Below are 23911 nucleotides of genomic sequence, written 5' to 3'. Positions count from 1 at the left end.
GACATGGACGAACCATTCAGGATGTTGTTTTCGCCTGATAGCGAACTCCGTCCAGGCCTTCAAAGTGGGAATCTTGCGTCCAAACCAGCGCCCGATAGGCCCGTGCCGTCGCCAGCATGACACTATCCGCCATCGGTAGTCTCAATTCGTGACTCAATAGCGCGGCGTCCAACGCAAGCTTGTCATCCAGAGGTACAATTATGCCTTGTCGCATGGCAGCTACTTTCTCTACAGCCTGTTCCCGTCCGAATTGAATCAGGATATTCTTGAAAACCTCATACATACACAGGGTAGGCACAAGTAGCGATGATTCTTCCGCTTCCAGAGCCGGTGCGAAAAAACCGGCATTGGGCCCATCCGCGAAGTACTCCAGCCAGCCACAGGAGTCAACGAGATTTATACCGTATCATCTTCCCGTTCAACGTTGGTGTCCAGGCCAGGCAAGCTGCCACGCAACGATTTCAGGGACTTGACCGGGGCGAGCTCGATGACGTCGCCAACGCGAAAGACTTCGAGCTTCTGGCCCGGTTGGATCCCGGCTTGCAGACAGATCTCGCTGGGGATCACGATCTGGAATTCTTGGGAAACTGTGACGGTATTCATATGCGTTCGTCTCCGATAACAGGATTCGCACGCATACTATCAGAGTTTCCCCAGGAATCACAGTGGGGGATTGCAGCGTCCCGGTATTTCGCCGGGTCCGGTACTGGCCACCACCTATCGTGGGTCATGGCGTTCCGCTCCCGCGGAGGCGCCGGAGGAACGCGGTCCACTCGTGAAGCATCTGTTCGGCGGTTGCGGGGCGGAAGGCGGACCAGCGCAGCATGCGCGGCGGGCGATAGCCGATGATTTCGGAACCGTAGGAATGGATGCGGCGGCCGGGATGGTTCGCGAGGAATTCGCGTACGGGCGCCGTGAACAGCGCGCGGATCGCGTCGGGGTCGGGTCCCGACACCGCGTAGCGCCGGGTGAAGGCGACCGGCCCGTCAAATCCGATTTCCGCCGCGTCGCGCGGGCCGAGCAGGCGGCGCCAACGTGTGCGTGGGGTTATCGAGAAGTTCGGCAGAAGATCGGGGAGTTGCGCCCAGGCCATGGAGGCGCTGTAGTGGGCGCGTTCGCTTCCGCCCGAACTTGCCCGGAGGCGGCGCAGTTCGCAGACGGCAATTGGCACACCATCGATTTCGCCCGCAAGGGCCTCGCCGGCGCGCGCATCCACCACGAATCCGCGGGTGATTTCCGCGATGAATTCCGGCGGCAGCGGCACGGCATGCGCGCCGTCTTCGTGGTATTCCAGGTCGAAGCGCCTCGCCAGCGCCTCAAACCCGGTGCGCCGGCGCTCTTTCAGCCAGAACGCGAACGCGGCCAGCCCGCCGAAGAAGCCCAGGGCGATAAGGGTCATGATCCAGGTGGGTATTTCGGGGTTTTCGTTCATGGGAATGGGGCATTCCTCCCGGCATGCGCTTACTATCGCGAGATTCATTTGATAAAGAGTAACACTTTGGCCGAGTGAAGTTAGCTTGAGATCTCGACGACACATATCCGCGCCGCGACGGAGGTGCGGACCAATGGGAGCGCGGGCGGCCCGCCCGCACCGGACCGGACCGAAGGCGCGAATCTGATAAGCGACCGTAGGCCGGGTCCGATCATTTCCCCGATCAAACGTGCTGGTATTGCAAACTCCCCATGCACCTCCGGTGCATAGCAGGCGGGGACGCCTGCGCTCCCAGCCTTGCGCACTCTCGTCGTAATATCGCGGCATGACAAAAAATATCTGGCGCTACTTCAGACGGCCAAAATGTCACGATAAACGGAGTATTGCGGATACACGCTTTGCGTTCAAGGTGCGGTTGCAATCGGGGCGGGCGCGTCCTATAATTGGTTATAACAACAACGATTGGTCATAACAACCTTTTGCCCCGCCAAGGAGTCCGCCCATGAAGATCGTGATTGCCGCCCTTTCGCTTGTCGCCGCCCTCAGCCCGATGGCCCATGCCGGGGCCGCGAAGCTGGTTAAGGAAAAGGACATCATCATCTACAGCGATGACCGCTTCCACAGCGCGTTTCCGTCCGTGGTGCGGCGACCGGACGGTGAGCTGATCGTGGCGTTCCGGCGCGCGCCGAACCGGGCGCTGTTCGGGGAGAAGAGCACGAACCACGTCGATCCGAACAGTTACCTGGTGCAAGTGCGGTCCACGGACAACGCGGAGACGTGGACGGCGGATCCGGCGCTGATCCTGGCGCACCCGTTCGGCGGATCGCAGGACCCGTGTCTGATCCAGCTTGCGGACAACAGCATTCTCTGCGCGAGTTACGGATGGGCGCTGCCGCGTGACGATTCCTGGAAGGCGTGGGGGAACGTTCCCAACGCGGCGGGCTTTTTGTTCATGGGCGGCTACCTCGTGCGATCGACCGACGGCGGGCACGCGTGGTCGGACCTGATCATTCCGCCCGTATTGCCGGACAACGACACCCGGATTGCGTTCAACCAACCGGAGACGGCGTACAACCGGGGCGGCATGTACCAGGGGAAGAGCGGGCGCGTTTTCTGGGCCGTGGCGCGGCATGTGTTCGAGGAGGCGGGACCGCGTACGGAGAACCACCTGCTGACGTCGGACGATGGCGGGCTCACATGGGACTACCGCGCGCCGATCGCGCAGGATCCGGAGGTGGTGTTCAACGAGGCGTCGATCTACGAGACGCCGAAGGGCGATCTGGTGACCTTTATCCGCACGGCGAAGTTCAACGACCACACGGTCGTCGCGCGATCGACGGATGGGGGACAGTCTTTCACGTGGGAGGATGCGGGGTTCCAGGGGCACCCGCACTACCCGCTGCGCCTGCCCGACGGGCGCGTGCTGCTGGTGTACGGGTACCGGCACAAGCCGATGGGCATCCGCGCGCGGATTCTGAACCCGGAATGCACGGACTACAAGGAGTCGGCCGAGATCGTGCTGCGCGAGGATGGCGGCGGAAGCGACCTGGGCTACCCGTGGGCGACCCTGATGGCGGACGGGCGGGTGCTGGTGTGCTACTACTTCAACGTGGACAACGGGACCAAGCACATCGCGGGCACGATCCTGCGGCTGGAGCCGTAAGCCGGATTCCGCCGGGTCACGCGCCCGGCCGGGCCGCCGGGGCTTCGCCGAGATAGGCCGCGAGCTGGCGCGCGATGGCCGGCCAGTCCTCGTCCAGGCCCTTGAAGCGGAGCTCGGCCCGATCCCAGTCTCGGATGGTCGGCGCGGAGAGGAGGCGCCCGTCGAAGACGATGGCGAGTTGCTTGCCCATGTTGGAGAAGCAGGCCCCGTCCAAGGCGTCCTGGCCCGGGGCGTCGAGCAGGACGCGAAGATATACCGCGCCGCCCTCTTCCTCGACGCGTGCGCCGGTTACGGAACGGCCATCGACGACGATGTCGTTCAGTACGGCCACGACGGTGCCACTCGGGGATCCCGGCGCGGAGTAATGGGTCACCGGCACGAGCCGGCGATCCTGTGGTTCCGCCATGAGGCGCACCTGGAAGAGATCGGGGGTGTCGGGCTGCCCGGCATCCGCCAGGGCGGGCTCTGCGGGATCGTGGGCGCGGCGCCACACCGCCGCGAGCTGATCCGCGCCGCCGCCGTCCAGGCCTTCCAGCGGGATGGCCGCCGGGCGTGCGACGGCTACCGGGAATTCCGCAACGACCGCGCCCCGCACCACCAGGGCGAGGCGCTGGTCCAGGTGCTGCCGCAGCAGCGTGTGGAATTGCGCCTCGGATGCTTCCTCGGCGGGCGCGGCGGCGGACACGGCAATGAGCGACGCGGGCGGGCCCGGGTCGAAGCGCCAATGGCCGGGGACGGGCGCGGCGGCCTCGCCCGGCTGGAGACGCGCCCAGCGCGGGGGCGCGCCCGGCGTTGCGGATCGCCACGGCAACTCCGGGGCCACAATTTCGCTTGCCGGCGTGCCCAGGGCCCACGCGAAGATTGGTTCGCGATAATGTGGGGCTGTTTCGGGGGCGTTCCATGCGGCGGCGGCGTCCAATCCCATTTCCGCGATGAGTTGCGCGCGCGCCCGGGCGCGGGCCTGGGCGCGTTCGTGCAGCGGCGCCAGGGTCGCGGCGGTTCCTGGGATATCGGGAATGCGGCGGAGTCCGGGGATCCACGTGCGCGCGGCCCCCGCGATTTCACCGTTGATCCGGATGCGGTACCGGCGGTGGCCATGGGCCTCCGAGAGGCGGTCGATTTGGTGCGCGGCGTCCGGGGCGAGGATAAGGGCCGCGCGATTGCCGTCGCCCTCGATGGACTGGACATCCGCCAGGCAGGCGATGGGCGCGATCCACAGGCCCTCCTCGGACGGAACCTGTTCAAAGGGATGGGTTTCCCAGTGCAGGGTCAGATCCGGTTCCGGGCGGAAGAGGATGCAGCCAAAGAGCGGCGCGCCGTCGTCCAGCACCGCCGCCTGGTGTTCCAGGGCGAAGCCATGGTTGCCCGCGACCGCGCGGAGGGTCTGTAGCGCGGCGTGATCCGGCGCCGGGCCGGGCGTTCCTTCGACGAAGAGCAGCAGGTGCGGCGGGGCGCCGTCGAGAACGCGCCGGGTCATGCCCGGGACGTCCGCGAGGCCTTGCAGCGCGTGTTCCAGGTCGGCGATTACCGGCGCGAATGCCGTCTGTGCGTCCATTTCCATATCCCCACTTCGGGCCGCGGGCGCGAACAGGCCCGCCAGGGTCAACATACCGGTCCACACGAGGCGCCCCATCGCCGCGCGCCCCGCACGGGCGGGGGCGGGCGGGTTTCCCGGATTCCGCGTCAAACAGCACATATCGGGGCCCTCGCATTCCATTAGACCCCTTCACCCTATGCACGGGCCGGGCGCTTGTCAAGTCCGGGCGCGGCTGTCATAATTGGGAGAAGCAGGAGTCATGACGCGTTACGTCACCCATTGGGAATGAAATGCCGCCACGGACCGTTGGCGCTCCACGGAAGTCCCGCACCCACAAGCCTTCGCGGCGGAGCCGCGGAGCTTGAGGGTGGCGCCCGTGGCTCCATTTGAAATAGCGGCGCAGGCGGCTGGCAATATCGAGGTTCAGGGTGATATAGTGTATTTGAAATACATCTTTATTGCCCCGGGCCGGCGCGCTTTTTGACCGTCCCGCCGCGAACGACAAGGTTTAGTCATGAACTTTCCGAACGCCACGTCTCCCGAGGCGCCCGCAACCCGTGATCGGCTGGGCCGTCCCGCGCGGGATTTGCGGATATCGGTAACGGACCGGTGTAACCTGCGCTGTGCGTACTGCATGCCGGAGGAGTGTTTCGGCAGCGACTACGCGTTTCTGACGCGAGCCGACCTGCTGACTTTTGAAGAGATTGCGCGGGTGGCGCGCGCGGCGGTTTCGCTGGGGGTGCGCAAGATCCGGGTGACGGGCGGCGAGCCGCTATTGCGCAAGGATCTTCCGGTGCTGGTGGGGATGCTGTCCGCGATTCCGGGCGTCGAGGACCTGGCGCTGACCACAAACGGGTTGCTTCTGCCGCGGCTGGCGGCGCCGCTTCACGCGGCGGGGCTGGACCGGGTGACGGTGAGCCTGGACAGCCTCGACGACGCGACGCTGGCCCGGATGAGCGGGCGCCCGATCGCGGCGGCAGAGGTGCTTGCGGGGATTGGCGCGGCGCGCGCGGCGGGCTTCAAAACGATCAAGGTCAATTGCGTGGTCCAGCGCGGCGAGAACGAAGAACAGGTGTTGCCGCTGGCGTCGTACTTCCGGGGGACCGGCGTCACCATTCGGTTTATCGAGTTCATGGACACCGGCACGCGCAACGGATGGCGGCTGGACACGGTCGTTCCGTCATCGGAGTTGCGCGACGCCATCCACGCCCGCTACCCGCTGGTCCCGGTGGCCCCGGCGATCCGCGGGGAGGTGGCGCGCCGCTACCGGTACGCGGACGGGCAGGGGGAGGTGGGTTTTATCACGTCCGTCACGCAGCCCTTCTGCGGCGATTGCACCCGGCTGCGGCTGGCCCCGGACGGCAGCGTCTACACGTGCCTGTTTGCGCGGCATGGCCACCCGCTGAAGCCGCTGCTGCGCGCGGGCGCGGGCGAGCGGGACATCGCGGACTGGCTCCGGGGCGTGTGGCGGATCCGGGACGACCGCTATTCCGAGGAGCGAACGGAAGAGACCGCGGGGCGGGACAAGGTCGAAATGCACCACATAGGAGGTTGAATGTTTACCCATGTAGACGAGCAGAACCGCCCCGGCATCGTGGATGTGAGCGAGAAGGCGGTGACCCTGCGGACCGCGGCGGCGCGCAGCATTATCACCGTGCCCGGCGAGGTCATTGCGGCGCTTTCGGACGGGGAGATCCAGACGAAGAAGGGCCCGGTGTTCCAGACGGCGATCATCGCGGGGACGATGGCGGCGAAACAGACGAGCGCGCTGATCCCGCTGTGCCACCCGCTGCCGCTGGAAGGGTGCAAGGTGGAGATATCGGTTTCCGGGGCGAACGATATTGTGATTGAGTGCCGCGTGAAGACGCACCACAAGACGGGCGTTGAAATGGAGGCGCTGACGGGCGCGACGGTGGCCGCGCTGACGGTTTACGACATGTGCAAGGCCTTTTCCCACGACATGGTCATCCGGGAGACGCGCCTGATCGAGAAACACGGCGGCAAACGGGATGTGGAGCGCGCGCCATGAGCGGCGGGCGCGCCACCTGGGAATGAACAGCGTGAGCGATACGACGAAAGCAATCCGGATCGGGTATTACGCCCTGCTGCGGGAGCAGCGCGGCCTGTCGGAAGAGTGGCTGGAAAGCGACGCCGCAACGCCGGCGGAACTGTATGCGGCGCTGCGCGCGGCCCACGGGTTCAGCCTGGCGTCCAGCCAGCTCAAGGTGGCGATCAACGACGCGTTTTGTCCGTGGGACACACCGCTCCAGGCCCGGGACCACGTCGTGTTCATTCCGCCGGTCGCGGGAGGCTGAGGCCATGTTCACGCTGTCGGACACGCCGCTGGATCCCGCCGCGCTACGCGCCAGTGTGCGGAATGTGGAAGCGGGCGGCTTCGTGTCGTTTGAGGGCTGGGTGCGCAACCACAACGAAGGCCGTACGGTCGAGCGCCTGGAGTACGAGGCCTATCCGGCGGTGTGCCTGAGCGAGGGCAACGCGATCCTCGCGGAAGCGGCGCGGCGTTTCGGCCTGCTGGAGGCGCGTTGCGTGCACCGGACCGGGAACCTCGGGCTCGAAGATATGGCGGTGTGGGTGGGGGTGTGCTCCGCGCACCGCGGGGAAGCCTTTGACGCCTGCCGCTACATCATCGACGCGGTGAAGCACCGGCTGCCGATCTGGAAGAAGGAGTACTACACCGACGGCGACTCCGGTTGGGTGAATTGCGAGCGCTGCGCCGGGGCGGGACGCGGCCACGCGCATGAACACGCGCATGATCACCCGCCCGCGCTGGCGGAGGCCGCCTACTACGCGCGGCAGCTGCAACTGCGCGAGGTGGGCGCGGCGGGGCAGCAGAAACTGCGCGACGCGCGGGTGCTGGTGGTCGGCGCAGGCGGCCTGGGATCCCCGGCGTTGCAGTACCTGGCGGCGGCCGGCGTGGGCGCGCTGGGCATCGCGGAGAACGATACCCTGGACGCATCGAATTTGCACCGGCAGATCCTCTTTGACGCGGATGGCGTGGGCCGGGAGAAGGCGGAGCTCGCCGCGCGGCGGCTGCGCGCGCTGAATCCCTTTATTCAGGTGCGCGCGCATCCGGTGCGGCTGGCCGCGGACAACGTCGAATCCATCGTGCGCGACTACGATGTTATTGTGGACGGGTCGGACAACTTTGAGACCAAGTTTCTACTGAACGACGCCGCCGTGATCCACCGGAAAGTGCTCGTGCAGGCGAGCATCTACCAGTTCGAGGGGCAGTTGTTCGTGTACGATCCAGACCCCGGCGGGCCGTGCCTGCGTTGCCTCTGGCCGGAGATGCCGTCGCCGGGCTGTATCGGCAATTGCGCCGAGGCGGGGGTGATCGGGGCCGTTCCGGGTGTGTTCGGCGCGCTGCAGGCCATGGAAACCCTCAAGCATCTGCTCGATCTGCCCCGCAATCCGGCGGGCGACACGCTGTTCTTCGATTTGCTGACCCTCGGCGCCCACCGGGTGCGCGGCGCGCGCAACCCGGCCTGTCCCGTCTGTGGCGGCGCGCCGTCGATACGCACCCTGGCGTCGGAGGCTCCGGTCGAGATTGACGCCGCCGAACTGGGCGAGGCGTTGCGGGTGTACACCCTGGTGGATATCCGGGAGGAGGACGAAGCGGCGGACTCGCTGCCCAACGGCGCGCTCCATCTACCGGCCAGCACAATTCAGATTGGCGCGCTGCGCCCCGATCCCGCCGCGCCGTGGGTCCTGTGCTGCACCCGGGGCGTGCGGAGCCGGTATCTCGCCATGGCATTGCGCCAGGCCGGCCATACGGGAGTGTACTCCCTGAAAGGGGGGGCCGCCGCACTTTGCGCCGCCGGCGCCCGCCGGCCGGGCCGTGACGTTTGACGCGGGCGCGATTATCCTGGCGGGGGGCCAGAGCCGCCGGATGGGACGGGACAAGCGGCTGATCCCTTGGTGTGGACGTCCGCTGATCGGGCACATTGCCACGCAAATCCGGCCTTTTTTTCACGAAATCCTGGTAAGTACGAACGATCCGGCGCCGATCGCCGCGCTCGGTCTGCCCACCGTGCCCGACGCGCAGCCGGATCAGGGGCCCCTCATGGGGATCGCCTCGGCATTGCAACGCGCGCGCTGCCCGTGGAATTTCGTCGTCGCCACGGACATTCCCGAGATTCCGATCGCGCTGATTCGCCGACTTTGGGCGCAAACAGCGGGTGCGCGCTGTGTTGTTCCCCGAGAGGAAGGAGGGCGCCTGCAACCGCTGTTTGGCTTCTATCACCGGTGCCTGGCGGAGGTAATTCTTGTGCGGCTGGCGTCGGGCGAGCGCCGCGTGCGCGCGGTGATTGAAGAAATTCATCCTCGGACCGTTCCAATTGCGATGGAATTGGTGCGCAATGTGAATACATGGGAGGAAGTCGCGCGGATCCGTCCGGGCGGGGAGGATGCTTAGGCCCTGCCTAAAAAGCGATGGTAATTTGTTGCTGGCGCTTTGGATTCGGTTCGGCTATAATGTTTTCCTATGTCAGTCCACGCGATTGAGCGGCGAATTTTCGCGCGCGTAAAAATTTAACCGGTTGCTAACAGGATTCGGGCCGGTTTGCGGTAGAATCAAGCGGGCGCCCGTACCGGAGGTCAATCCGGGGGGCGCACCCGCCGAAAGGCTTGCGCGCCATCAGGCGTTCTCCGTGCGTGGACGCTTCCTGGCGAGGACCCGTATGGCCCATGTCTGGCGTGGCCAGGTGTGGGCGTGGAATTATCGAGTAACTTGTGCGTTTGTTACTCGATGATGGAACAGAGGTAACGCACAGGATGGACGAGATTCGACGGAATGAACATTTACGCAGGGAACTTATCGTATAACGTGACGGATGAGGATTTGAAAGAGATCTTCGGGGCCTACGGGGAGGTGTCCCGCGCCAGCGTGATCAGCGATCGCGAGACCGGGCGTTCCAAGGGGTTCGGCTTTGTGGAAATGCCCGTGGACGACGAGGCCAAACAGGCGATTGACGCCCTGAATGGCAAGGACGTTAAAGGGCGCACGATGAACGTGAACGAGGCGCGCCCGCGCCCGGATCGCCCGCAGCGCCCGCCGCGCCGCTACTAAACGGCACAGACAACATGTGAGTGACAACGGTTTCCCGCCGGTCCGAAATGGACCGGCGGGAAGCCAGAAGCTCCCGCTTTGATTCCGTCGCCCTTTCCGGCATAATGCCCGGGTTGTGTTTTTGACCTGACCGGAAGGGCCTATGATCTCCTTTGAGGACGCCTGCCAACGCCTCGAGCGCGCCGCGTGGCGGCTCGGCGCGGAACGCGTATCGCTGGCGGAAGCCTTGGATCGCGTCTTGGCGTCGGACGTGCATGCGGACGCCGACGTTCCCCCCTTCAACAAGTCCTCCATGGACGGCTATGCGTGCCGCGCGGCGGATGCGTTTGCGCCGTTGCGCGTGATCGAGCACATACCCGCCGGCCATATGCCCGCCCGCGCCATCACGCCGGGGACGTGCAGCAAAATCATGACCGGCGCGCCCGTGCCCGAGGGCGCGGATTGCGTGCTGGTGGTGGAAGAGGTTGAACCCTGCGGGGAGGGGCTCGTGCGATTCACCGGCGGCCAGGTCACGCGCAACATCTGCCCGGCGGGGGAAGACGTGCGCGCGGGAGATCGCGTCCTGTCGGCGGGCATGCGCCTTCGCCCGCAGCGGCTGCCCGTGCTGGCGTCCGCGGGCTGCGCCCGGCCCGAAGTGTACCGCCGCCCCCGTGTGGCGGTGCTGGCGACCGGCAGCGAACTGGTCCCGCCGGAGTGCGCGCCGGGGCCGGGGCAGATACGGGACAGCAACTCGACGCAAATCGCCGCGCTGGCGCGGGAGGCGGGGGCGGCGGTGACGGCGTTGGGCGCGGCGCCGGATACACCCGAAGCGCTCCGGGCCGCGTGGGAGGGCGCGCTGGCGGCGCACGATGTCGTTATCAGCACGGGCGGCGTGTCCATGGGAGACTACGATCTGGTTCCCGGCATCCTGGCGGACCTCGGCTTTACCGTGCACTTTGATCGGGTGGCGATCCAGCCCGGGAAACCGGTGCTGTTCGCCACGAAGGGGGAGCAGGCCTGCTTCGGGCTTTCGGGCAACCCCGTTTCGAGTTTTCTCCAGTTCACGCTGTTCGCGGCGCCCTTTCTCTGGCGGCTTCAGGGGGAGAGCGGCGATCTTGCGCGCTTCCCGTTGCTGCTCGGAGAGACATTCACGCGGCGGAACGCGGCGCGCATGGGCTGGGTACCCGTCCGGCTGGATGACGCGGGCCGCGCGCGCGCGCTGGAGTTCCACGGATCGGCGCACATCCACGCGCTGACCCGCGCCGACGCCCTGATCGCGTATCCGCCCGGGGCGGATACGCTGCGCGAGGGTGAAATCGCGCTGGCCGTATTGCTTCGCACCTGAACCCCTCCCAGGAGTCTTCCCTGAATGCACCAACGTTTGACTGTTGCCGGATTGAGTTACGCGGCGGCGCCCGGCGCGCCCCACACGGTGGCCGAGGCGCTGATCGCCACGGCGGCGGGCATTGCGGGCGATCACCACGCGGGCCCGGGGCTCCGGCAGGTGAGCATGATGCACGAATCGGCGGCGCGCGCGGGCGCCCCGGACGTCGAGGAGCACGCGCTGCCGGGGATGGGCCGGGAGAACATCCTGTTGCGCGGCGACGGGCTTGCCGCGGTGCGGTTGCTGGATACGCTGGAGATGGGCGACGCGATCATCGAAGTCACGCGGATCGGAAAGCGCGTCAGCGAGGCGGGGCAACCGTTGTGTGAGCCGGGATCGCACTGCCCGCTCTCCGACTTCGGCGTCTTCGGGCGGGTGGCGCTTGGCGGCGAGATCCGGCGGGGCGAACCGGTGCGCCACCAGCAGCGGATCCTGCGCGCGCACGTGATCACCGTGAGCGATCGCGCGAGCGCGGGCGAATATGCGGATACGAGCGGGCCGGCGGTCCGCGCGCTGCTGGAGCAGTGGTGCGCGGATCACCACTGGGGCCTTTGGGGGGAATCCCAGGTGATCCCGGACGAGCGCGAGGCCATCGCGACGGTGCTTTCCAATGCGCGGCAGAGCGGCGCCGACGTGGTCATCACGACCGGCGGGACGGGGGTCGGCCCGCGCGATATTACCCCGGACGTTGTGACCGAATTTGCTGACAAGCTGATACCGGGAATCATGGATTTCATCCGCCTGAAGTACGGGGAATCCATGCCCATGGCCCTGGCGAGCCGCAGTGTGGCGGCGGTGCTGGGCCAGGGGCTCATCTACACGCTGCCCGGGAGCACCAGAGCCATTCCCGAATATCTCGGGGAAATCTTTAAGACGATGGAGCATATGCTGCTCTTGCTGAAGGGCCTCGACGCCCATGGATAATTCTGGGCGACCGACAACCGGGAGAAGTGAAGAAATGCGTCGTTTACCGATTCTTACCCAACTCGTCGCGCTGCTGCTGAGCTTTCCGCACCCGGGAGCGCTCGCGGAACCCCCGTCGCACGCGCCGCAGGACCAGGCGACCCTTCCCCAGATGCTGGAAATGCAATGGAGCGCGGGACCACACCTGCCTCAGGGCATGCAGGACAACCACGTGGCCGAAATCGGTGGCTGGCTCGTCAATGTCCTCGGCTTCTGCAGCGGATCCGACGATGACTGGAAGCCCGGCCGGTATCCGCGCGGCTTCCTGAATAAGGCCTGGGCGCTCAATCTGCGGGACGAAGGGGCCGGGTGGACGCCCATACCCGACTTCCCCGGCGCGCCCCGGCAGGCCGGCCAGGGTGTTGTCGTGCGGGATGCACTCTACCTCTGGGGAGGGTTCAGCTATGACGAACCCTACACCTACACCGACGGCTACCGCCTGGCTCACGAGGGCGACGCGTGGCAATGGTCCCCGCTGCCGCCCCTGCCATCACCCACCTGCTGGACCGGAATGGCGGCGATCGGATCCCGGATCTACGCCCTGGGTGGCGCCGACTACGATGCGCAGCGCTTCTACTGCCTGCAGGACCGCACCGGAACCGTGCCGCGGCTGGGTGCACGGATGATGTCCTTTGACACGGACAACCCCGCAGCGGGCTGGGTTCCTGCGTCCCCGTGCCCGGGCACGCCGCGCTGTCTCGCAGGAACCGCGGTAATAGACGGCCAGATCTATATACTGGGCGGTATCACCATGCTCGCCAATGGCGGCTACGCGAACGTGGTGGATAACTGGCGCTACGACCCCGCAACGGACACGTGGACCCGCCTGCGCGACCTGCCGTTCTCGGGATCTGGCACCAGCGCCGGTTCGCTGGTCTTCCAGAACCGCTATATTCTGCTGCCCGCCGGCTACCAATACGGCGTCGTGCTCGATCCCGAGGGCAGGGAATTACCCGCCTATGGCACACCCCAGCGGATTGAACGGACGTGGAAACAGCACCCGACTTTCGAATCCACCCACTACTATAATCACTTTTATGTCTACGATACGAAGACCGACACCTTCGGAACCGCGACGCCGCTGCCCTTCGACGATGTGGCAAGCATTACCGTCGTACGGGGCGATACGATGTACCTGTTCCCCGGGGAAACCGCAGGCTTTGTCTGGGAAGGAGAATACTTCGGACACCACCCCGAATTCGTGCTGAAGGGCGCCATCACCGAGCGCCCATGGGAGTAGCGGGCGTTCGGGAAAGCGATACGCGCCCGCGGTGCCCGGAAGCGGGTTGGTTTATACGCTGCCCGGGAGTGCGAAAGCGATCCCCGAGTACCTGGAGGAGATTTTCAAGACGATGGAACACATGCTGCTTCTGCCCAAGGGGCCGGAAGCGCACGGGTAACGGGCGCGCCGCTGGGCGCGCGCCGGGAGGACAGCTGCCATGAAACGATTGGTGATTGCGGCGCTGCTGGCCGCCGCCGCGGCGGCGCCGGCGTCGGGCGAGCCGGGGAACAGCCAGGTGATCCCCTATCTGGACGCGTATGCGGAGACCGTCGCGCCCGCGCTGGCGTGGGATGCGGATTCGCCCGAGGCCCACGTGGCCTGGCGGGAGGCGTTCCGGGAGAAGCTTGAAGCGCTGCTGGGCGACTGGCCCGAGCGGCTGCCCCTGGAGACGCGCTGGGACGAGAGCGACGTCATCGAGACGGAGTCCTTCACCCGCCGCAAGGTGTACGTGCGCACGGAGCCGGACTACTGGGCGCCCGCGTATTACTACGCGCCGAAGAACGCGCCGGGGCGGCGTCCGGCGATTATGTGTTTCCACGGTCACAGCGGGATCAACCCATATATCCGCGAGGGCAGCGACGCGGAGAAGGAAAAGGGCGCGAATCACCAGCTCGACTACGCGCCGTACTTCGCGGAACAGGGCTACGCCGTGCTGGCCGTGGTTCAGCGGGGCTGGAACGAAACGGCGAACGACAAGCCGCACAGTTGCGAGCGGCTGAGCCGGGCGGGCTTCCTGGTGAACCGCACGCCGATCGGGATGCGGGTTTGGGACGCGATGCGGCTGCTGGACTTCCTGGAGACGCGGGAGGAAGTGGATCCGGAGCGCATTGCGTGCGCGGGGTTGTCGGGCGGGGGCACGACGGCGCTGTTTTTCGCCGCGCTGGAGGATCGGGTTCGCGCGGCCGTCGTGGCGGGGTATTACTGCACCTTTCGCGACTCCATCTACAGCATTCACCACTGCATCTGTAACACGGTGCCCGGCCTGATGAGCCAGGGCGAAATGCGAGACGTCGCGGCATTGATCGCGCCGCGGCCGATGCTTGTGATCAGCGGGACGGAAGACCGCATCTTTCCCATTGCGGCGACGCGCGCGGCCTACGCGGCCCTGGAGCCGGTGTATGGCCTGCTCGGCGCGCCGGGCAACCTGGAAAGCGATTTCTTCGAGGGCGTCCACGAGTGGAGTAACCGCAAGACACTGCCGTTCCTGAAGGCGCACCTGGGGGAATAGGCCGGCGGATTCGCGCGGGCCAATGACCCGAGCCTGGAAAGTCCTCGTTGGCTCGCGTGGATGGCCGATTGGCGATTGAAAAGCCGAGACGGTTCTACTCGATCTTCGCCCAGCGGATGCCGGTGTGGTCGGTGGAGTCGCCGGCGTAGTAGACGAGGACGCCGCCGCCGCCGGGCAGGGAGGCCACGTGCGGCAGACCGGTGGAGAACGCGCTCATTTCGGCCCAGGCGTCCTGCATGGATGCCTTGTCGCGTGATTGCGCGTCGCCCGCGGCCTCGTAGATCGTGAGGGTGTTTGCGTCGGGCCAGGTCGTGCCGTTGTCTTCGCTGCGGCGCACCGTGATCCGGGTGGGGCCGTTGCGATCCACCACGGGCATGACGAGCTCGCCGTCTTCCAGGGCGAAGACGGGACCGGGCTGTCCGGCGACGCCGGAATCACGCAGGGCGGTCCAGGAGCGCCCGCGGTCGTCGGAGAAGCAGGTGTGGATGTTGAGGTAGCGGTTGTCGGCGCGGTCGTAGGTCCAGAAGGCGTTGAAGAGGCGGCCGTCGGGGAGGAGGGAGATGCGCTGATCCCAATAGAAAACGCGGTTTTCGGGGTCTTCGGTGACGACGCAGTGGCGCGGCCAGCTTCCGCCGCCATCGGTGGAGAAGAAGAGGACGGACCGGTGCTCCCACGGCGCGGTGTCGTTGTAGGGCTTGTTGATCTCGATGGGGCAACAGAGTTCGTCGTCTTCGAATCGCACGATGGGGCCGGTAAGCGGCGTCGGCACGCCATTGAACGGCGCGGTTTCCGCGGGGGTCGGCTTTGTCCAGGTCACTCCGTCGTCCGCGGAGACGCTGAGGAACACGCGGGTGTCGAGGAGGCCTTCGGTGGCCTCGTTGAAGTAGGGCGCGTCGGGCTCGCTGTGGTCGACCCAGCTCAGCGCGGCCATGAGGCGCCCGCCGTGGAGGCGCGTCAGGCCGGCAAAGCGGAAGAGGCCGGGCCGCCCGTTCAGTTCGGGCGGGGAGAAAGGAGCAAAGGGCTGGCGCCAGGTTTTTCCGCAGTCGTCGGACCAGGTGAGCAGCACGTGCTGGCCGGCGAGGGGCGCCTTGGCGGGCGCGGCGCGGAATGCGCACAACCAGCGCCCGCTTCGGCTCACACAGGCCATGGGGAACGTTGCGCTGGAAAAGGGCCCGCCGGCCCGCCCGGTAAATATTTCTCCGCTGTCTTCAACTATCATGATGGCTCTCCTTCGGTATGGACGCGGGCCGCCAGGGACCCGATCCGTCAGCGAAATGCTCTGCCCGTGTCCGCGGCACTCGCGATCGGCCCGCTCCTCCCGGTCGGGCCAGGCTTTCCCCAGCGCTTGCCAGGCCAGGTTCCGTGTCTAAACTGGCTTGTGCTCTTGTGCTACCCTTTCGGGCAACACCGAATCCGCGCAGCACACGTGCTATGGAACCATTAGAAAGGCAGCCGTGGGTCATTTGCAAGCTCTTGACATGGTCGTTATCACGGCCTACGCCATGATCGTGCTCTTCATCGGCTGGTGGACCTCGCGCCGCCAGCACTCCACCGAGGAGTTCTTTCTCGGCGGCCGCGGCATTAACCCCATCGTGGCGGGAATCTCGATTCTTGCGTCCCTCGTCAGTTCAATCTCCTACCTCGCCTCGCCCGGCGAGATGATCAAGAACGGCCCCGGCTGGATGTGGCAGATGCTGCACGCCCCCATCTCCTACGCGGTCATCGCCTATCTCATTATCCCCCGCATCATGCAGCACCGGGCCACCTCCGCCTACGAATTGCTGGAAGCCCGATTCGGAAATGGGGTTCGCATGGCCACCTCCGCCATGTTCATCCTCTCCCGCATCTTCTGGATGGGGCTCGTCATCTACACGTGCAGCTTCGCGGTCGCCACCGTGACCGGACTCCCCACGCGCACCGTACTCGTCGCTGTCGGCGCTATCGGAACCAGCTACACCGTGCTCGGCGGTATACGCGCGGTCATGATTACCGACGTCATCCAGTACATCGTGCTCGTTGGCGGCGCGGCGATCTCCATCGTCATTATCGCCGTCAAGTGCGGCGGGCCGCTCGCCTGGTGGCCGGACTGGCACAACCCCGCCCTCGCCGATCTGGATTGGCCAACCCCGGAACTCTTCAGCCTCGACCCCGCCGTGCGCCTGTCCGTCATCAGCGTGATGATCTACGGCTGCTCCTACTGGATCATGACCGCCACCGGCGATCAGGTCGTGGTCCAGCGCTTTCTCAGTACCCGGAATATCCGCGCCGCGCGGCAGAGCTTCGGGCTGTCAATCATTGGCGATGCCGTTACCGGCGCAATCTTATTCCTGACGGGCATGGCGCTGACCAGTTTCTACCTGCGCTTCCCAGGCGAACTTCCCGATCCGGGCCTTGGACTCGCCGCGCAGGCCGACAAGCTCTTTCCCCATTTCATCGCCGCCGTCCTGCCCGCCGGACTTACCGGACTCGTCGTCTCCGCCCTCTTTGCCGCGGCCATGTCCAGTCTCGATAGCGGCATCAGCTCGATCAGTACCGTGCTGGTAACCGACTTTCGCGCCGTCACCACGCGGGGATGTCTCACCGACCAGGATCAAGTCCGGCGAGCAAGGTTAATCGGCGTACTGGTCGGCGCCGTGGCGATTGTCATGAGCTTTGCCGTGACCTATATGCCCGGAAACAACCTCCTCGAAATCACCGTGCGCGTAAGTTCCGTACTCGCCGCACCGCTCTTCGTCGCTTTTACCCTCGTGTTCTTCGCGCCCCGAACGGGACCCGCGGGCGCTTGGACCGGGATCCTCGCCGGCGCCTTCCTCGGGATCGTGCTGACCTTCTGGCAACCGCTCTATCACGCCCTGACCGGAAGCGAAAGCGATGTCTCCATCACCTTTATCATGCCCCTCTCCGCGGCGGGCGCCTTTGCCGCCGGCGTACTCGGAAGCGCCGTGGCCCGGCGCCTGGGCCATCCGGGCTGATTGCGCAGCCCTCCGCCCGCTTCAAGCACGGGCTTTCACGCGCGGTACGCCGCAAGGACTTCCAGAATGCGCGCAATACGGACCGGCTTGGTGATGAATTCGTTCATGAAATTGCGATTCAATTCATGGTCTTCCACGATCATGGTCGATCTTCTTCGGTTGATCGCGTGGGGCGCGCGCCGGCGTGGGAAGCGATCGCTCCGAATGGGCTCCCGGTTCGCGCCGGGCATGCGCGCGCTGGGTTTACTTTGCACAGAGAGCGGGTGAAGGTTCAAGTAGGGCGTGGTTGGGGACGGGACAGACCCGCCCGGTTGGGGGGCGTGGGTACGCGGCGCACTGGTGCTGGACGCGGCGCGGGTGTGACGCGTTCGGAGTGTTTGTGGGCGTGTCAGTCCCTGGGGTTTGCTAATCGCCCTCGAGGTGTTCCTTGAAGAAGGCGACGGTGTTTTTCCAGGCCTGCTGGCTTGCCTTGAGGTTGGCGCCGTCCTGGCCGCTCTGCTGGCGGAGGAAGCCGTGGCCCGCGCCTTCGTAGATGTGGACATCGTAGGTCTTGCCGAGTTTCTTCATCTCGGCCTCGGCGTCCGGGATGGTGGCATTGACGCGGTTGTCGTTGCCGCCGTAATGGCCCTGTACCGGGGCGGCGATCTTTGAGAGGAGCGCGGTGTCCGGCGAATCGCCGTAGAAGACGACCGCGGCGTCGAGTTCGGATTGTTGGGTGGCGTAATAGAAGGTCGTGCGCCCGCCGTAGCAATAGCCGACGCAGCCGATTTTCCCGTTGGCGGCGGGGAGCGCGAGGCCATATTCCCTGGCGGCGTTCAGGCGCTTGACGGTCTCCTCCGGCGTGAGCTCGCCGATGGCCTCGCGCGGGTTCTCCTCGGCGCCTTCCATGCCGGAAATGAGGTCGGGCGCGACCGCGATGAAGCCCTCGCGCGCGAAGGCGTCCGCCACGGAATTGGTCCAGTCGGTCATGCCGAAGATCTCGTGGATGACAATCACCACGGGCGCGTTGTCGGCGCGTTCCGGATAGGCGACGAAGAGGCGCAGCTTCGTATCGCTGCCCTCCAGCGGGATGTGGACGAATTCGCCGTGGCGCGGGGAGTTCTTGAGCGTGTCGGCGGCGGCGTCCGCATCCGGCGGCAGGGTGACCTCCTGCGCGAGGGCGGTGGATGCGGCGATCAGGGTCAGGGCGAGCAGGCAGGGAACCATTGCGGCGATTTTCATGGGGGACTCCTTTGCGTTTTGACTCACGGCGATCACTATAGCGCAGCCCGGGAACGGGAGCAACCCCTCGACGGGCAAGGAGCGGCTACGGGCCAGCGGGAACTTGCCGGCGGGCGGCCCGGGCGTTTACGCTGTGCGGAGGTTGGGCGGATTGGAAGGAGCATGCCAATGCGCGCCTGGGTTTGGATTGGATTGATTGTGGGTTGCGCCCTCGGGGCGAATCCCGCGTATGCGGACTGGAATGTGCGCGACGCGGGGGCGGTCGGGGATGGGGCGACGGATGACACGGCGGCGTTTCAGAAGGCGCTCGACGAGGCGGGCGCGGCGGGGGGCGGGGTCGTGCAGGTCCCGGCGGGCGCGTATTGCATCCGGGGGAATCTGCGCATTCCCGGCGCGGTGACGCTTCAGGGGGTATTCCGGACGCCGCCGCTGCCGTTCCAGGGTCCAGCGGAATCGCTGGCGGGGTCGGTGCTGGAGGCCTGGGCCGGGCGTGGCGAACCGGAGGGGGAGCCGTTTATCCGGCTTGCGGGCCACACGGCGACGCTTTCGGGGCTGATTATCCGGTATCCCGAGTGGCGGCAGTCCGATGTGCCGCCCGTTGCGTATCCCCCGGCGGTGCTGGGCCACGGCGTGGAGGATGTGGCGGTGCTGGATTGCCTGATCCTCAATGCTTACGAGGCGATGCGCTTCCAGAATTCCGCGCGGATGATCATTCGGAACGTTTTCGGGTACCCGAGCTGGCGCGGGCTCTACATCGACGCCTGCTACGACATCTCCCGGGTGGAGAACTGCCATTTCTGGCCTTTTGGCGTGCATTACAAGCCGGACGATCCCTACTGCAAGTGGGTTAATGTGAACGGCGTGGCCTTCGAGTTCGCGCGGACGGACTGGCAATACGTCACGCACACCTTCTGCTTCGGCTATGGCATCGGCTACCGGTTTTCGCGGTCGAAGAACGGATCCGCCAACGGCAGCTTCGTCGGGATCGGCGCGGATTCCTGCCGCCGCGCGGTGTACGTGGAGGACGCGCAGATCGCCGGGCTGCTGATCACAAACGGCGAGTTCGTGGGGCGGTGGAGCAGCCAGGACAGCGTGGGCGTAGAAATTGCGGAGGACTGCGGGCCGGGGAAGGTGAACCTGTCGAACTGCGCGTTCTGGGGGCCGCTCGACATGGCCCTGTGGGCGCGCGGCGCGCAGGCGCAGCTCGCGGTCTCCACGTCCAACTTCTGCCAGTGGGACATCAACGGCACCGGCGCGCCGGCGGTCCGCCTGGACGCGGGCAAGGCGGTCTTGCAGGGGAATATCTTCGACGACGGCCAGCTTCACGTGCTGGTGAACGAGGGTATGGGGACCGCGATCCTGATGGGGAACCTCGGCGAGGGCGGATTCCGCGCCGAGAACCGCGCGGGCGCCCGTACGCAGCTGATCGGGAACGAGCAGGGGGGCTTTGAATGGACGGCGGCCATGAAGGCGCACTACACGGTTACCGTGGGCGCGCCGGGCGACAGCCCGTTCCTGCGGCAGTGGTATGGGCGCGAAAAGGCTCCGGAATTCGGCGAGGGCGGCACGCGCCGCTGGTCACGGGGGGCGTCTCAATTCGTGCTGCCGGTTGTTCCCGGGAAAACGTACCGCGTCAGCGTGGAACTGCACCAGCCCGGGCACGCCGCCGCGCCGGACAACGGCCTGTACCTTGGCGGCGAACGCATCGCGGCGCTGGCGGACTCGCCCGGCCCGCTGTCGGGGAGCTTCGAGGCGGAATCGGATACGGTCACGCTGACCCTGCGCACGGCGACGTGGCGCCCGATGGACCACGAGCCGGGATCGGGGGATGTGCGCGATCTGGGCGTGTCGGTGCACCGGATCACGTTGGTTCAGGAGGGCCAGGAAGGCGCGCCCTGCTACAACGCGAACACGGGGGAGGCGATGCCGTAAGCGCGAAACGGCAGACACCATGAAGGGCTTGGCGCCGCCCGATCCCAACGCGCCTTGGTACGCGATGAAGGCGGTTAATTCAACCCGAGATCGTTCTCCCGAATCGCGCGTAATTTCGCCGCCATCTTCTCCTTGAATCGCGCCACCACCGGCGCATAGGCCGGGTCGTCCGCCAGATTGGTGAATTGCTCCGGGTCATTGACAGCGTCGAAGAGCTCGATTCCGGCGGAGGCGTCCTCTTCGTATTGGATGTAGGCCCAATCCTTCTCCCGCAGGAGAAAGCCCTTGCGCGCGGGCGCCACGCTGAAGGCCGCGTCGCGCACCTCGTAGCTCGGGTCGTCGAGCATGGGGGAGATGTCTTCCCCTTGGAGGCGCTCCGGGACTTCCAGGCCGCAGAGGCTGGCGACGGTGGGGTAGAGGTCGATGAGCTCCGCGAAGGAATTGCAGACCGCCGGTTCCTTGCCGGGTACGCGGATAATCAGCGGCACGCCGGAGGACTCATCGCGCAGGCTGACCTTGGCCCAGAAATCGTGCTCGCCAAGGTGGTAGCCGTGGTCGCTGGTGAAGATCACGATGGTATTATCCTCCAGGCCCTCGTCCCGCAGGGCATCCAGGACCTTGCCCACCTGCGCATCCAGGAAGGCGACCGAGGCATAGTAGCCGCCCACCGCCTTCTTCTGCCGGCGGATATCCATCTGCATGTTTTCGCTGGTCTTGTAGTTGATCCCGGCCTCCGGAATATCGTCCCAGTCGCCGGGAATCTTCTCGGGTAGTTCCATCGAGTCATAGGGCAGAAAGGGCGGGTAATAGGAGCTCGGCGCCACGAAGGGAACGTGCGGACGCACAAAGCCCACGGCAAGGAAAAAGCGCTCGTCCTTGTGCGCCTTGAGCAGTTCCACCGCCTTGGCCGCGGTCTTTCCGTCCGAGTGCACCATGTCATCCCCTTCGGCCTCCACGACCACGAAGGTATTGCCGCCCACCACGGGCTTCGCGCCGTCCGGATTGCCCTCCAGCGTTTCGCCCACGCCAGGGGCTTTCCACTCCGGGCCGGGACTGTTGAAGCGCTCCGTCCAGGACGCCGGATCGTCCGCGCCATCGCTGCCCTCCTCAATGCCGATGGGCACGCCCATGTGATAGATCTTGCTGACCCGCGCCGTGTAGTAGCCGTTGTTCTTGAAATGCTGCGGCCACGTCGCGCGATCGCCGATTTGGGGGCGCGGGCTCTTATAGTCAAGGACGCCCGTGGCATGCGGATAGTAGCCGGAGAGGAATGAGGCGCGCGAAGGCCCGCAGTAGGTGGCCTGGCAATAGGCGCGGGTGAAGCGGACGCCCTCGTCGGCCAGGTGATCGATGTTGGGGGTCTTGGAGACGGTGTTGCCGTAGCAGGAGAGCGCGTTGGCCGTGAGGTCGTCTGAAATGATGAAAAGGACGTTTAGTTTCGATTGGTGATCTGATTCGGACGCGCGAGCGGACGGCTGGTCGAGAAAGCCCCCAATGAAAAGAAACGCAAACGCGAAAAGCGTCGTTCGATGACTCATGGCGGACTCCCGTCAGACAATGCCTGGAAAAGGTGCAGTCTAACGGAGGATAGACCCGGAAGCAATCGAGCAGCCCCAGCCGGCCCCGCTCGCGGTTGCGATTTCGTCGCATTTGCCGTGCTCAGGCAGCCAGCATCCCGTCCAGCGCTTCTTCCGTCTCGTACACGGGCACGAAGATATCGCAGACCTCTTCGCCTATCCGCATGGAGTCCGTGTCCCATTGCTGCGCGTCGGGGTCAAAGACCATCGCCTTGACCAGATCGGGGTGGGCGTTCTTCAAATCGGTCCAGCGCCAGCCCCATTGCTCCATATAGCTGCGCAGGTGCCGGGTCCGCCCTACGGGTTGGAGCGCCAGGGGCCGTGCCCCCTCCCAATAGAAGTCCACTTCGATCGCCGTCTCCACCACACCGGCCAGCTTGTGGTGGCGCTTCGGGGTCCACTGCTTGTCATAAAAATACCGGCTGATACGATCCGCTATTCGCTGCGCAGCATGGGTGGTCACCACGCCCTTCCGCTTTGGGCACAAATGGCTCAGGGCCGCCAGACCCTCCGCAAAAATCTGGATCTCCGCCGGGTCAAAGGGAAAGCGCACGGTACGCTGGAGAACCAGCCCGTCGCGCTCGAAGCCATAAACCCGCCCCTGGGACGCCACCACCTCCCGCAGCCCCTTGCCCTCCGGGTGCTTCCCGGCGTCATCGAGCATGCCCAACGTCGCGCCCTGGTCACTCAGAAGCCACTGGGTCGGTGTGAGCGGCGCAAGGTGCACCACCACCTGCCACCCGGACGAATCCATCAGCGGCATGGCCACCGCCAGGCCCTGACCTTCGGGTTCAATCTGCAGTTGTTCACCCCAGAAGGACGTCAATCCATCGCGAAGCAGCTGTTTCATATCGTTGTGTGTGTTCGTCATATCAGCATCTCCGATTCGAGGGGCAATTCTATATTCCAGTGTTTGCAGACTTTTCGCAGAAAGTCCAACAGATCCAGCGGTTCGAAATCTGGCAGCGCCACAGGATCATGATGGCCCTTCTCGCCAGGACTGCGATTAGGATCTTCGATATCCTCATGCCAGCCCTTCGGGATGACTTCTTTATAGTAGCGTCTGCGTGCCACTGCATGATAATCGATGCCCCGGACGCGCGTGTCCTCCAGCAGAAGGGAAGCCTTGAAGGAGTGAGGATCGTCCACCCGCCCGGCGCAGACGATTAAACGGATTCGGTCGTATTTCCCATCCGCCCGAACCAAGAGCGATTCGCAACGGCGTGATCTCTCGCCACTTTTCTTGAACGCTAAAGTCTCCCAGTCACGGGGATGCTTTTCGGTCGCCACCATGGCCCGGATCTGCTCGCCGCTGTAGGGGAAACGTACCATTCACAACTTCCCAATAAATGCTCGGGTCTGCAACGGCGCGAACAACTCGTCCACTTCCGCCAATTGCGCCCGTAGAAGTACCTCTTGCGTCTCGATAGTTCACGAAGGCTAAGAGAGCAACGTATCACATTTTGCTCAGTTAGTGGGAAAAAGCACAGATACACAATCAAGCGAATTCCTCAACACATAAAAAACAAAAACACAACACGACAAAACGAAAGACGTGGTATATGTCTTGGGTTGGCTTGTGTTGCGATCTTTGTAGCTCGCACGGCAGGCGAGTCTGGAGGACAGGGTATGACTCAACTCAAGGCGCCGCA

Annotated in this window: 22 protein-coding genes; 13 read left to right on the top strand and 9 right to left on the bottom strand. The window is 65.3% G+C overall.

Features of this window, described 5'->3' with window-relative positions:
- Positions 1-16: 16 nt before the first annotated feature.
- The 3 genes from KF886_14455 to KF886_14445 all read right to left on the bottom strand — a co-directional run bounded on the left by KF886_14455 (position 17) and on the right by KF886_14445 (position 1432).
- Positions 17-400: a type II toxin-antitoxin system VapC family toxin gene (locus tag KF886_14455; protein ID MBX3178560.1), complete on the bottom strand. Its 384-nt coding sequence runs from the start codon at positions 398-400 to the stop codon at positions 17-19.
- The gene (locus tag KF886_14450) at positions 397-603 is read right to left on the bottom strand and encodes an AbrB/MazE/SpoVT family DNA-binding domain-containing protein (protein ID MBX3178559.1); all 207 of its coding nucleotides are present in this window, start codon (positions 601-603) and stop codon (positions 397-399) included. The genes KF886_14455 and KF886_14450 overlap by 4 nt, the downstream gene beginning before the upstream one ends.
- 124 nt (positions 604-727) lie before the next feature.
- On the bottom strand, positions 728-1432 hold the full coding sequence (locus KF886_14445) for a hypothetical protein (GenBank protein MBX3178558.1): 705 nt from the start codon (positions 1430-1432) through the stop codon (positions 728-730).
- A gap of 502 nt (positions 1433-1934) precedes the next feature.
- Between KF886_14445 and KF886_14440 the strand changes: the two genes are divergently transcribed.
- On the top strand, positions 1935-3095 hold the full coding sequence (locus KF886_14440; protein ID MBX3178557.1) for an exo-alpha-sialidase: 1161 nt from the start codon (positions 1935-1937) through the stop codon (positions 3093-3095).
- Positions 3096-3111: 16 nt separating this feature from the next.
- Here KF886_14440 and KF886_14435 read toward each other — a convergent pair whose 3' ends face one another.
- Positions 3112-4650: a hypothetical protein gene (locus tag KF886_14435; GenBank protein MBX3178556.1), complete on the bottom strand. Its 1539-nt coding sequence runs from the start codon at positions 4648-4650 to the stop codon at positions 3112-3114.
- A gap of 496 nt (positions 4651-5146) precedes the next feature.
- On the opposite strand from KF886_14435, the gene moaA reads away from it, so the two are divergent.
- The 10 genes from moaA to KF886_14385 all read left to right on the top strand — a co-directional run bounded on the left by moaA (position 5147) and on the right by KF886_14385 (position 14557).
- Positions 5147-6187, top strand: a complete 1041-nt coding sequence (gene moaA, locus KF886_14430; GenBank protein ID MBX3178555.1) for a GTP 3',8-cyclase MoaA — start codon at positions 5147-5149, stop codon at positions 6185-6187.
- Positions 6188-6661, top strand: coding sequence for a cyclic pyranopterin monophosphate synthase MoaC (gene moaC, locus KF886_14425; GenBank protein MBX3178554.1), 474 nt, complete (start codon positions 6188-6190; stop codon positions 6659-6661).
- 22 nt (positions 6662-6683) lie between these two features.
- The gene (locus KF886_14420; GenBank protein MBX3178553.1) at positions 6684-6947 is read left to right on the top strand and encodes a MoaD/ThiS family protein; all 264 of its coding nucleotides are present in this window, start codon (positions 6684-6686) and stop codon (positions 6945-6947) included.
- A gap of 4 nt (positions 6948-6951) precedes the next feature.
- Entirely contained in the window at positions 6952-8502 is a 1551-nt protein-coding gene (locus KF886_14415) for a ThiF family adenylyltransferase (GenBank protein ID MBX3178552.1), read from the top strand.
- A 40-nt stretch (positions 8503-8542) separates the two neighbouring features.
- Complete coding sequence (locus KF886_14410) at positions 8543-9067, top strand: molybdenum cofactor guanylyltransferase (protein MBX3178551.1); 525 nt, start codon at positions 8543-8545, stop codon at positions 9065-9067.
- Positions 9068-9445: 378 nt separating this feature from the next.
- The gene (locus tag KF886_14405; GenBank protein ID MBX3178550.1) at positions 9446-9721 is read left to right on the top strand and encodes an RNA-binding protein; all 276 of its coding nucleotides are present in this window, start codon (positions 9446-9448) and stop codon (positions 9719-9721) included.
- Positions 9722-9863: 142 nt separating this feature from the next.
- On the top strand, positions 9864-11045 hold the full coding sequence (locus KF886_14400) for a molybdopterin molybdotransferase MoeA (GenBank protein ID MBX3178549.1): 1182 nt from the start codon (positions 9864-9866) through the stop codon (positions 11043-11045).
- A 24-nt stretch (positions 11046-11069) separates the two neighbouring features.
- On the top strand, positions 11070-12008 hold the full coding sequence (locus KF886_14395) for a hypothetical protein (protein MBX3178548.1): 939 nt from the start codon (positions 11070-11072) through the stop codon (positions 12006-12008).
- Between the two features lie 34 nt (positions 12009-12042).
- Complete coding sequence (locus tag KF886_14390) at positions 12043-13287, top strand: hypothetical protein (protein ID MBX3178547.1); 1245 nt, start codon at positions 12043-12045, stop codon at positions 13285-13287.
- 199 nt (positions 13288-13486) lie between these two features.
- Positions 13487-14557: an acetylxylan esterase gene (locus tag KF886_14385; GenBank protein MBX3178546.1), complete on the top strand. Its 1071-nt coding sequence runs from the start codon at positions 13487-13489 to the stop codon at positions 14555-14557.
- A 94-nt stretch (positions 14558-14651) separates the two neighbouring features.
- On the opposite strand, the gene KF886_14380 is transcribed toward KF886_14385, so the two are convergent.
- Positions 14652-15776 (bottom strand): exo-alpha-sialidase, encoded by a 1125-nt coding sequence (locus tag KF886_14380; protein MBX3178545.1) that lies wholly within the window; start codon positions 15774-15776, stop codon positions 14652-14654.
- 235 nt (positions 15777-16011) lie between these two features.
- On the opposite strand from KF886_14380, the gene KF886_14375 reads away from it, so the two are divergent.
- Positions 16012-17529, top strand: a complete 1518-nt coding sequence (locus tag KF886_14375; protein MBX3178544.1) for a sodium/solute symporter — start codon at positions 16012-16014, stop codon at positions 17527-17529.
- Positions 17530-17934: 405 nt separating this feature from the next.
- Here the strand turns inward: KF886_14375 and KF886_14370 are convergent, their stop codons facing one another.
- Entirely contained in the window at positions 17935-18750 is an 816-nt protein-coding gene (locus KF886_14370) for a dienelactone hydrolase family protein (GenBank protein MBX3178543.1), read from the bottom strand.
- Between the two features lie 162 nt (positions 18751-18912).
- On the opposite strand from KF886_14370, the gene KF886_14365 reads away from it, so the two are divergent.
- Positions 18913-20682 carry a hypothetical protein gene (locus KF886_14365; protein MBX3178542.1) on the top strand — a complete coding sequence of 590 codons (1770 nt, stop codon included), beginning with the start codon at positions 18913-18915 and terminating at the stop codon, positions 20680-20682.
- Between the two features lie 74 nt (positions 20683-20756).
- Here the strand turns inward: KF886_14365 and KF886_14360 are convergent, their stop codons facing one another.
- From KF886_14360 to KF886_14350, 3 genes are all read right to left on the bottom strand, one after another.
- A complete protein-coding gene (locus KF886_14360) occupies positions 20757-22220 on the bottom strand; it encodes a sulfatase (GenBank protein MBX3178541.1) in 1464 nt (487 codons plus the stop codon).
- A gap of 121 nt (positions 22221-22341) precedes the next feature.
- Positions 22342-23130 (bottom strand): hypothetical protein, encoded by a 789-nt coding sequence (locus KF886_14355; protein MBX3178540.1) that lies wholly within the window; start codon positions 23128-23130, stop codon positions 22342-22344.
- Positions 23127-23591, bottom strand: coding sequence for a hypothetical protein (locus KF886_14350; protein MBX3178539.1), 465 nt, complete (start codon positions 23589-23591; stop codon positions 23127-23129). The genes KF886_14355 and KF886_14350 overlap by 4 nt, the downstream gene beginning before the upstream one ends.
- Positions 23592-23911: the final 320 nt, after the last annotated feature.

Source organism: Candidatus Hydrogenedentota bacterium (genome assembly GCA_019637335.1).
Classification (GTDB): domain Bacteria; phylum Hydrogenedentota; class Hydrogenedentia; order Hydrogenedentales; family JAEUWI01; genus JAEUWI01.
The sequence above is the reverse complement of the archived record's forward strand: the minus strand, read 5'-3'. Positions and strand labels throughout refer to the sequence as shown.

Coding starts and splice junctions, on each gene's coding strand:
- moaA (MBX3178555.1), top strand. CDS start 5,147: ATGAACTTTCCGAACGCCACGTCTCCCGAGGCGCCCGCAACCCGTGAT.
- KF886_14385 (MBX3178546.1), top strand. CDS start 13,487: ATGAAACGATTGGTGATTGCGGCGCTGCTGGCCGCCGCCGCGGCGGCG.
- KF886_14350 (MBX3178539.1), bottom strand. CDS start 23,591: ATGGTACGTTTCCCCTACAGCGGCGAGCAGATCCGGGCCATGGTGGCG.
- KF886_14370 (MBX3178543.1), bottom strand. CDS start 18,750: ATGAAAATCGCCGCAATGGTTCCCTGCCTGCTCGCCCTGACCCTGATC.
- KF886_14360 (MBX3178541.1), bottom strand. CDS start 22,220: ATGAGTCATCGAACGACGCTTTTCGCGTTTGCGTTTCTTTTCATTGGG.
- KF886_14405 (MBX3178550.1), top strand. CDS start 9,446: ATGAACATTTACGCAGGGAACTTATCGTATAACGTGACGGATGAGGAT.
- KF886_14435 (MBX3178556.1), bottom strand. CDS start 4,650: ATGGACGCACAGACGGCATTCGCGCCGGTAATCGCCGACCTGGAACAC.
- KF886_14395 (MBX3178548.1), top strand. CDS start 11,070: ATGCACCAACGTTTGACTGTTGCCGGATTGAGTTACGCGGCGGCGCCC.
- KF886_14410 (MBX3178551.1), top strand. CDS start 8,543: ATGGGACGGGACAAGCGGCTGATCCCTTGGTGTGGACGTCCGCTGATC.
- KF886_14365 (MBX3178542.1), top strand. CDS start 18,913: ATGCCAATGCGCGCCTGGGTTTGGATTGGATTGATTGTGGGTTGCGCC.
- moaC (MBX3178554.1), top strand. CDS start 6,188: ATGTTTACCCATGTAGACGAGCAGAACCGCCCCGGCATCGTGGATGTG.
- KF886_14450 (MBX3178559.1), bottom strand. CDS start 603: ATGAATACCGTCACAGTTTCCCAAGAATTCCAGATCGTGATCCCCAGC.
- KF886_14415 (MBX3178552.1), top strand. CDS start 6,952: ATGTTCACGCTGTCGGACACGCCGCTGGATCCCGCCGCGCTACGCGCC.
- KF886_14355 (MBX3178540.1), bottom strand. CDS start 23,130: ATGACGAACACACACAACGATATGAAACAGCTGCTTCGCGATGGATTG.
- KF886_14400 (MBX3178549.1), top strand. CDS start 9,864: ATGATCTCCTTTGAGGACGCCTGCCAACGCCTCGAGCGCGCCGCGTGG.
- KF886_14380 (MBX3178545.1), bottom strand. CDS start 15,776: ATGATAGTTGAAGACAGCGGAGAAATATTTACCGGGCGGGCCGGCGGG.
- KF886_14440 (MBX3178557.1), top strand. CDS start 1,935: ATGAAGATCGTGATTGCCGCCCTTTCGCTTGTCGCCGCCCTCAGCCCG.
- KF886_14390 (MBX3178547.1), top strand. CDS start 12,043: ATGCGTCGTTTACCGATTCTTACCCAACTCGTCGCGCTGCTGCTGAGC.
- KF886_14445 (MBX3178558.1), bottom strand. CDS start 1,432: ATGAACGAAAACCCCGAAATACCCACCTGGATCATGACCCTTATCGCC.
- KF886_14420 (MBX3178553.1), top strand. CDS start 6,684: ATGAACAGCGTGAGCGATACGACGAAAGCAATCCGGATCGGGTATTAC.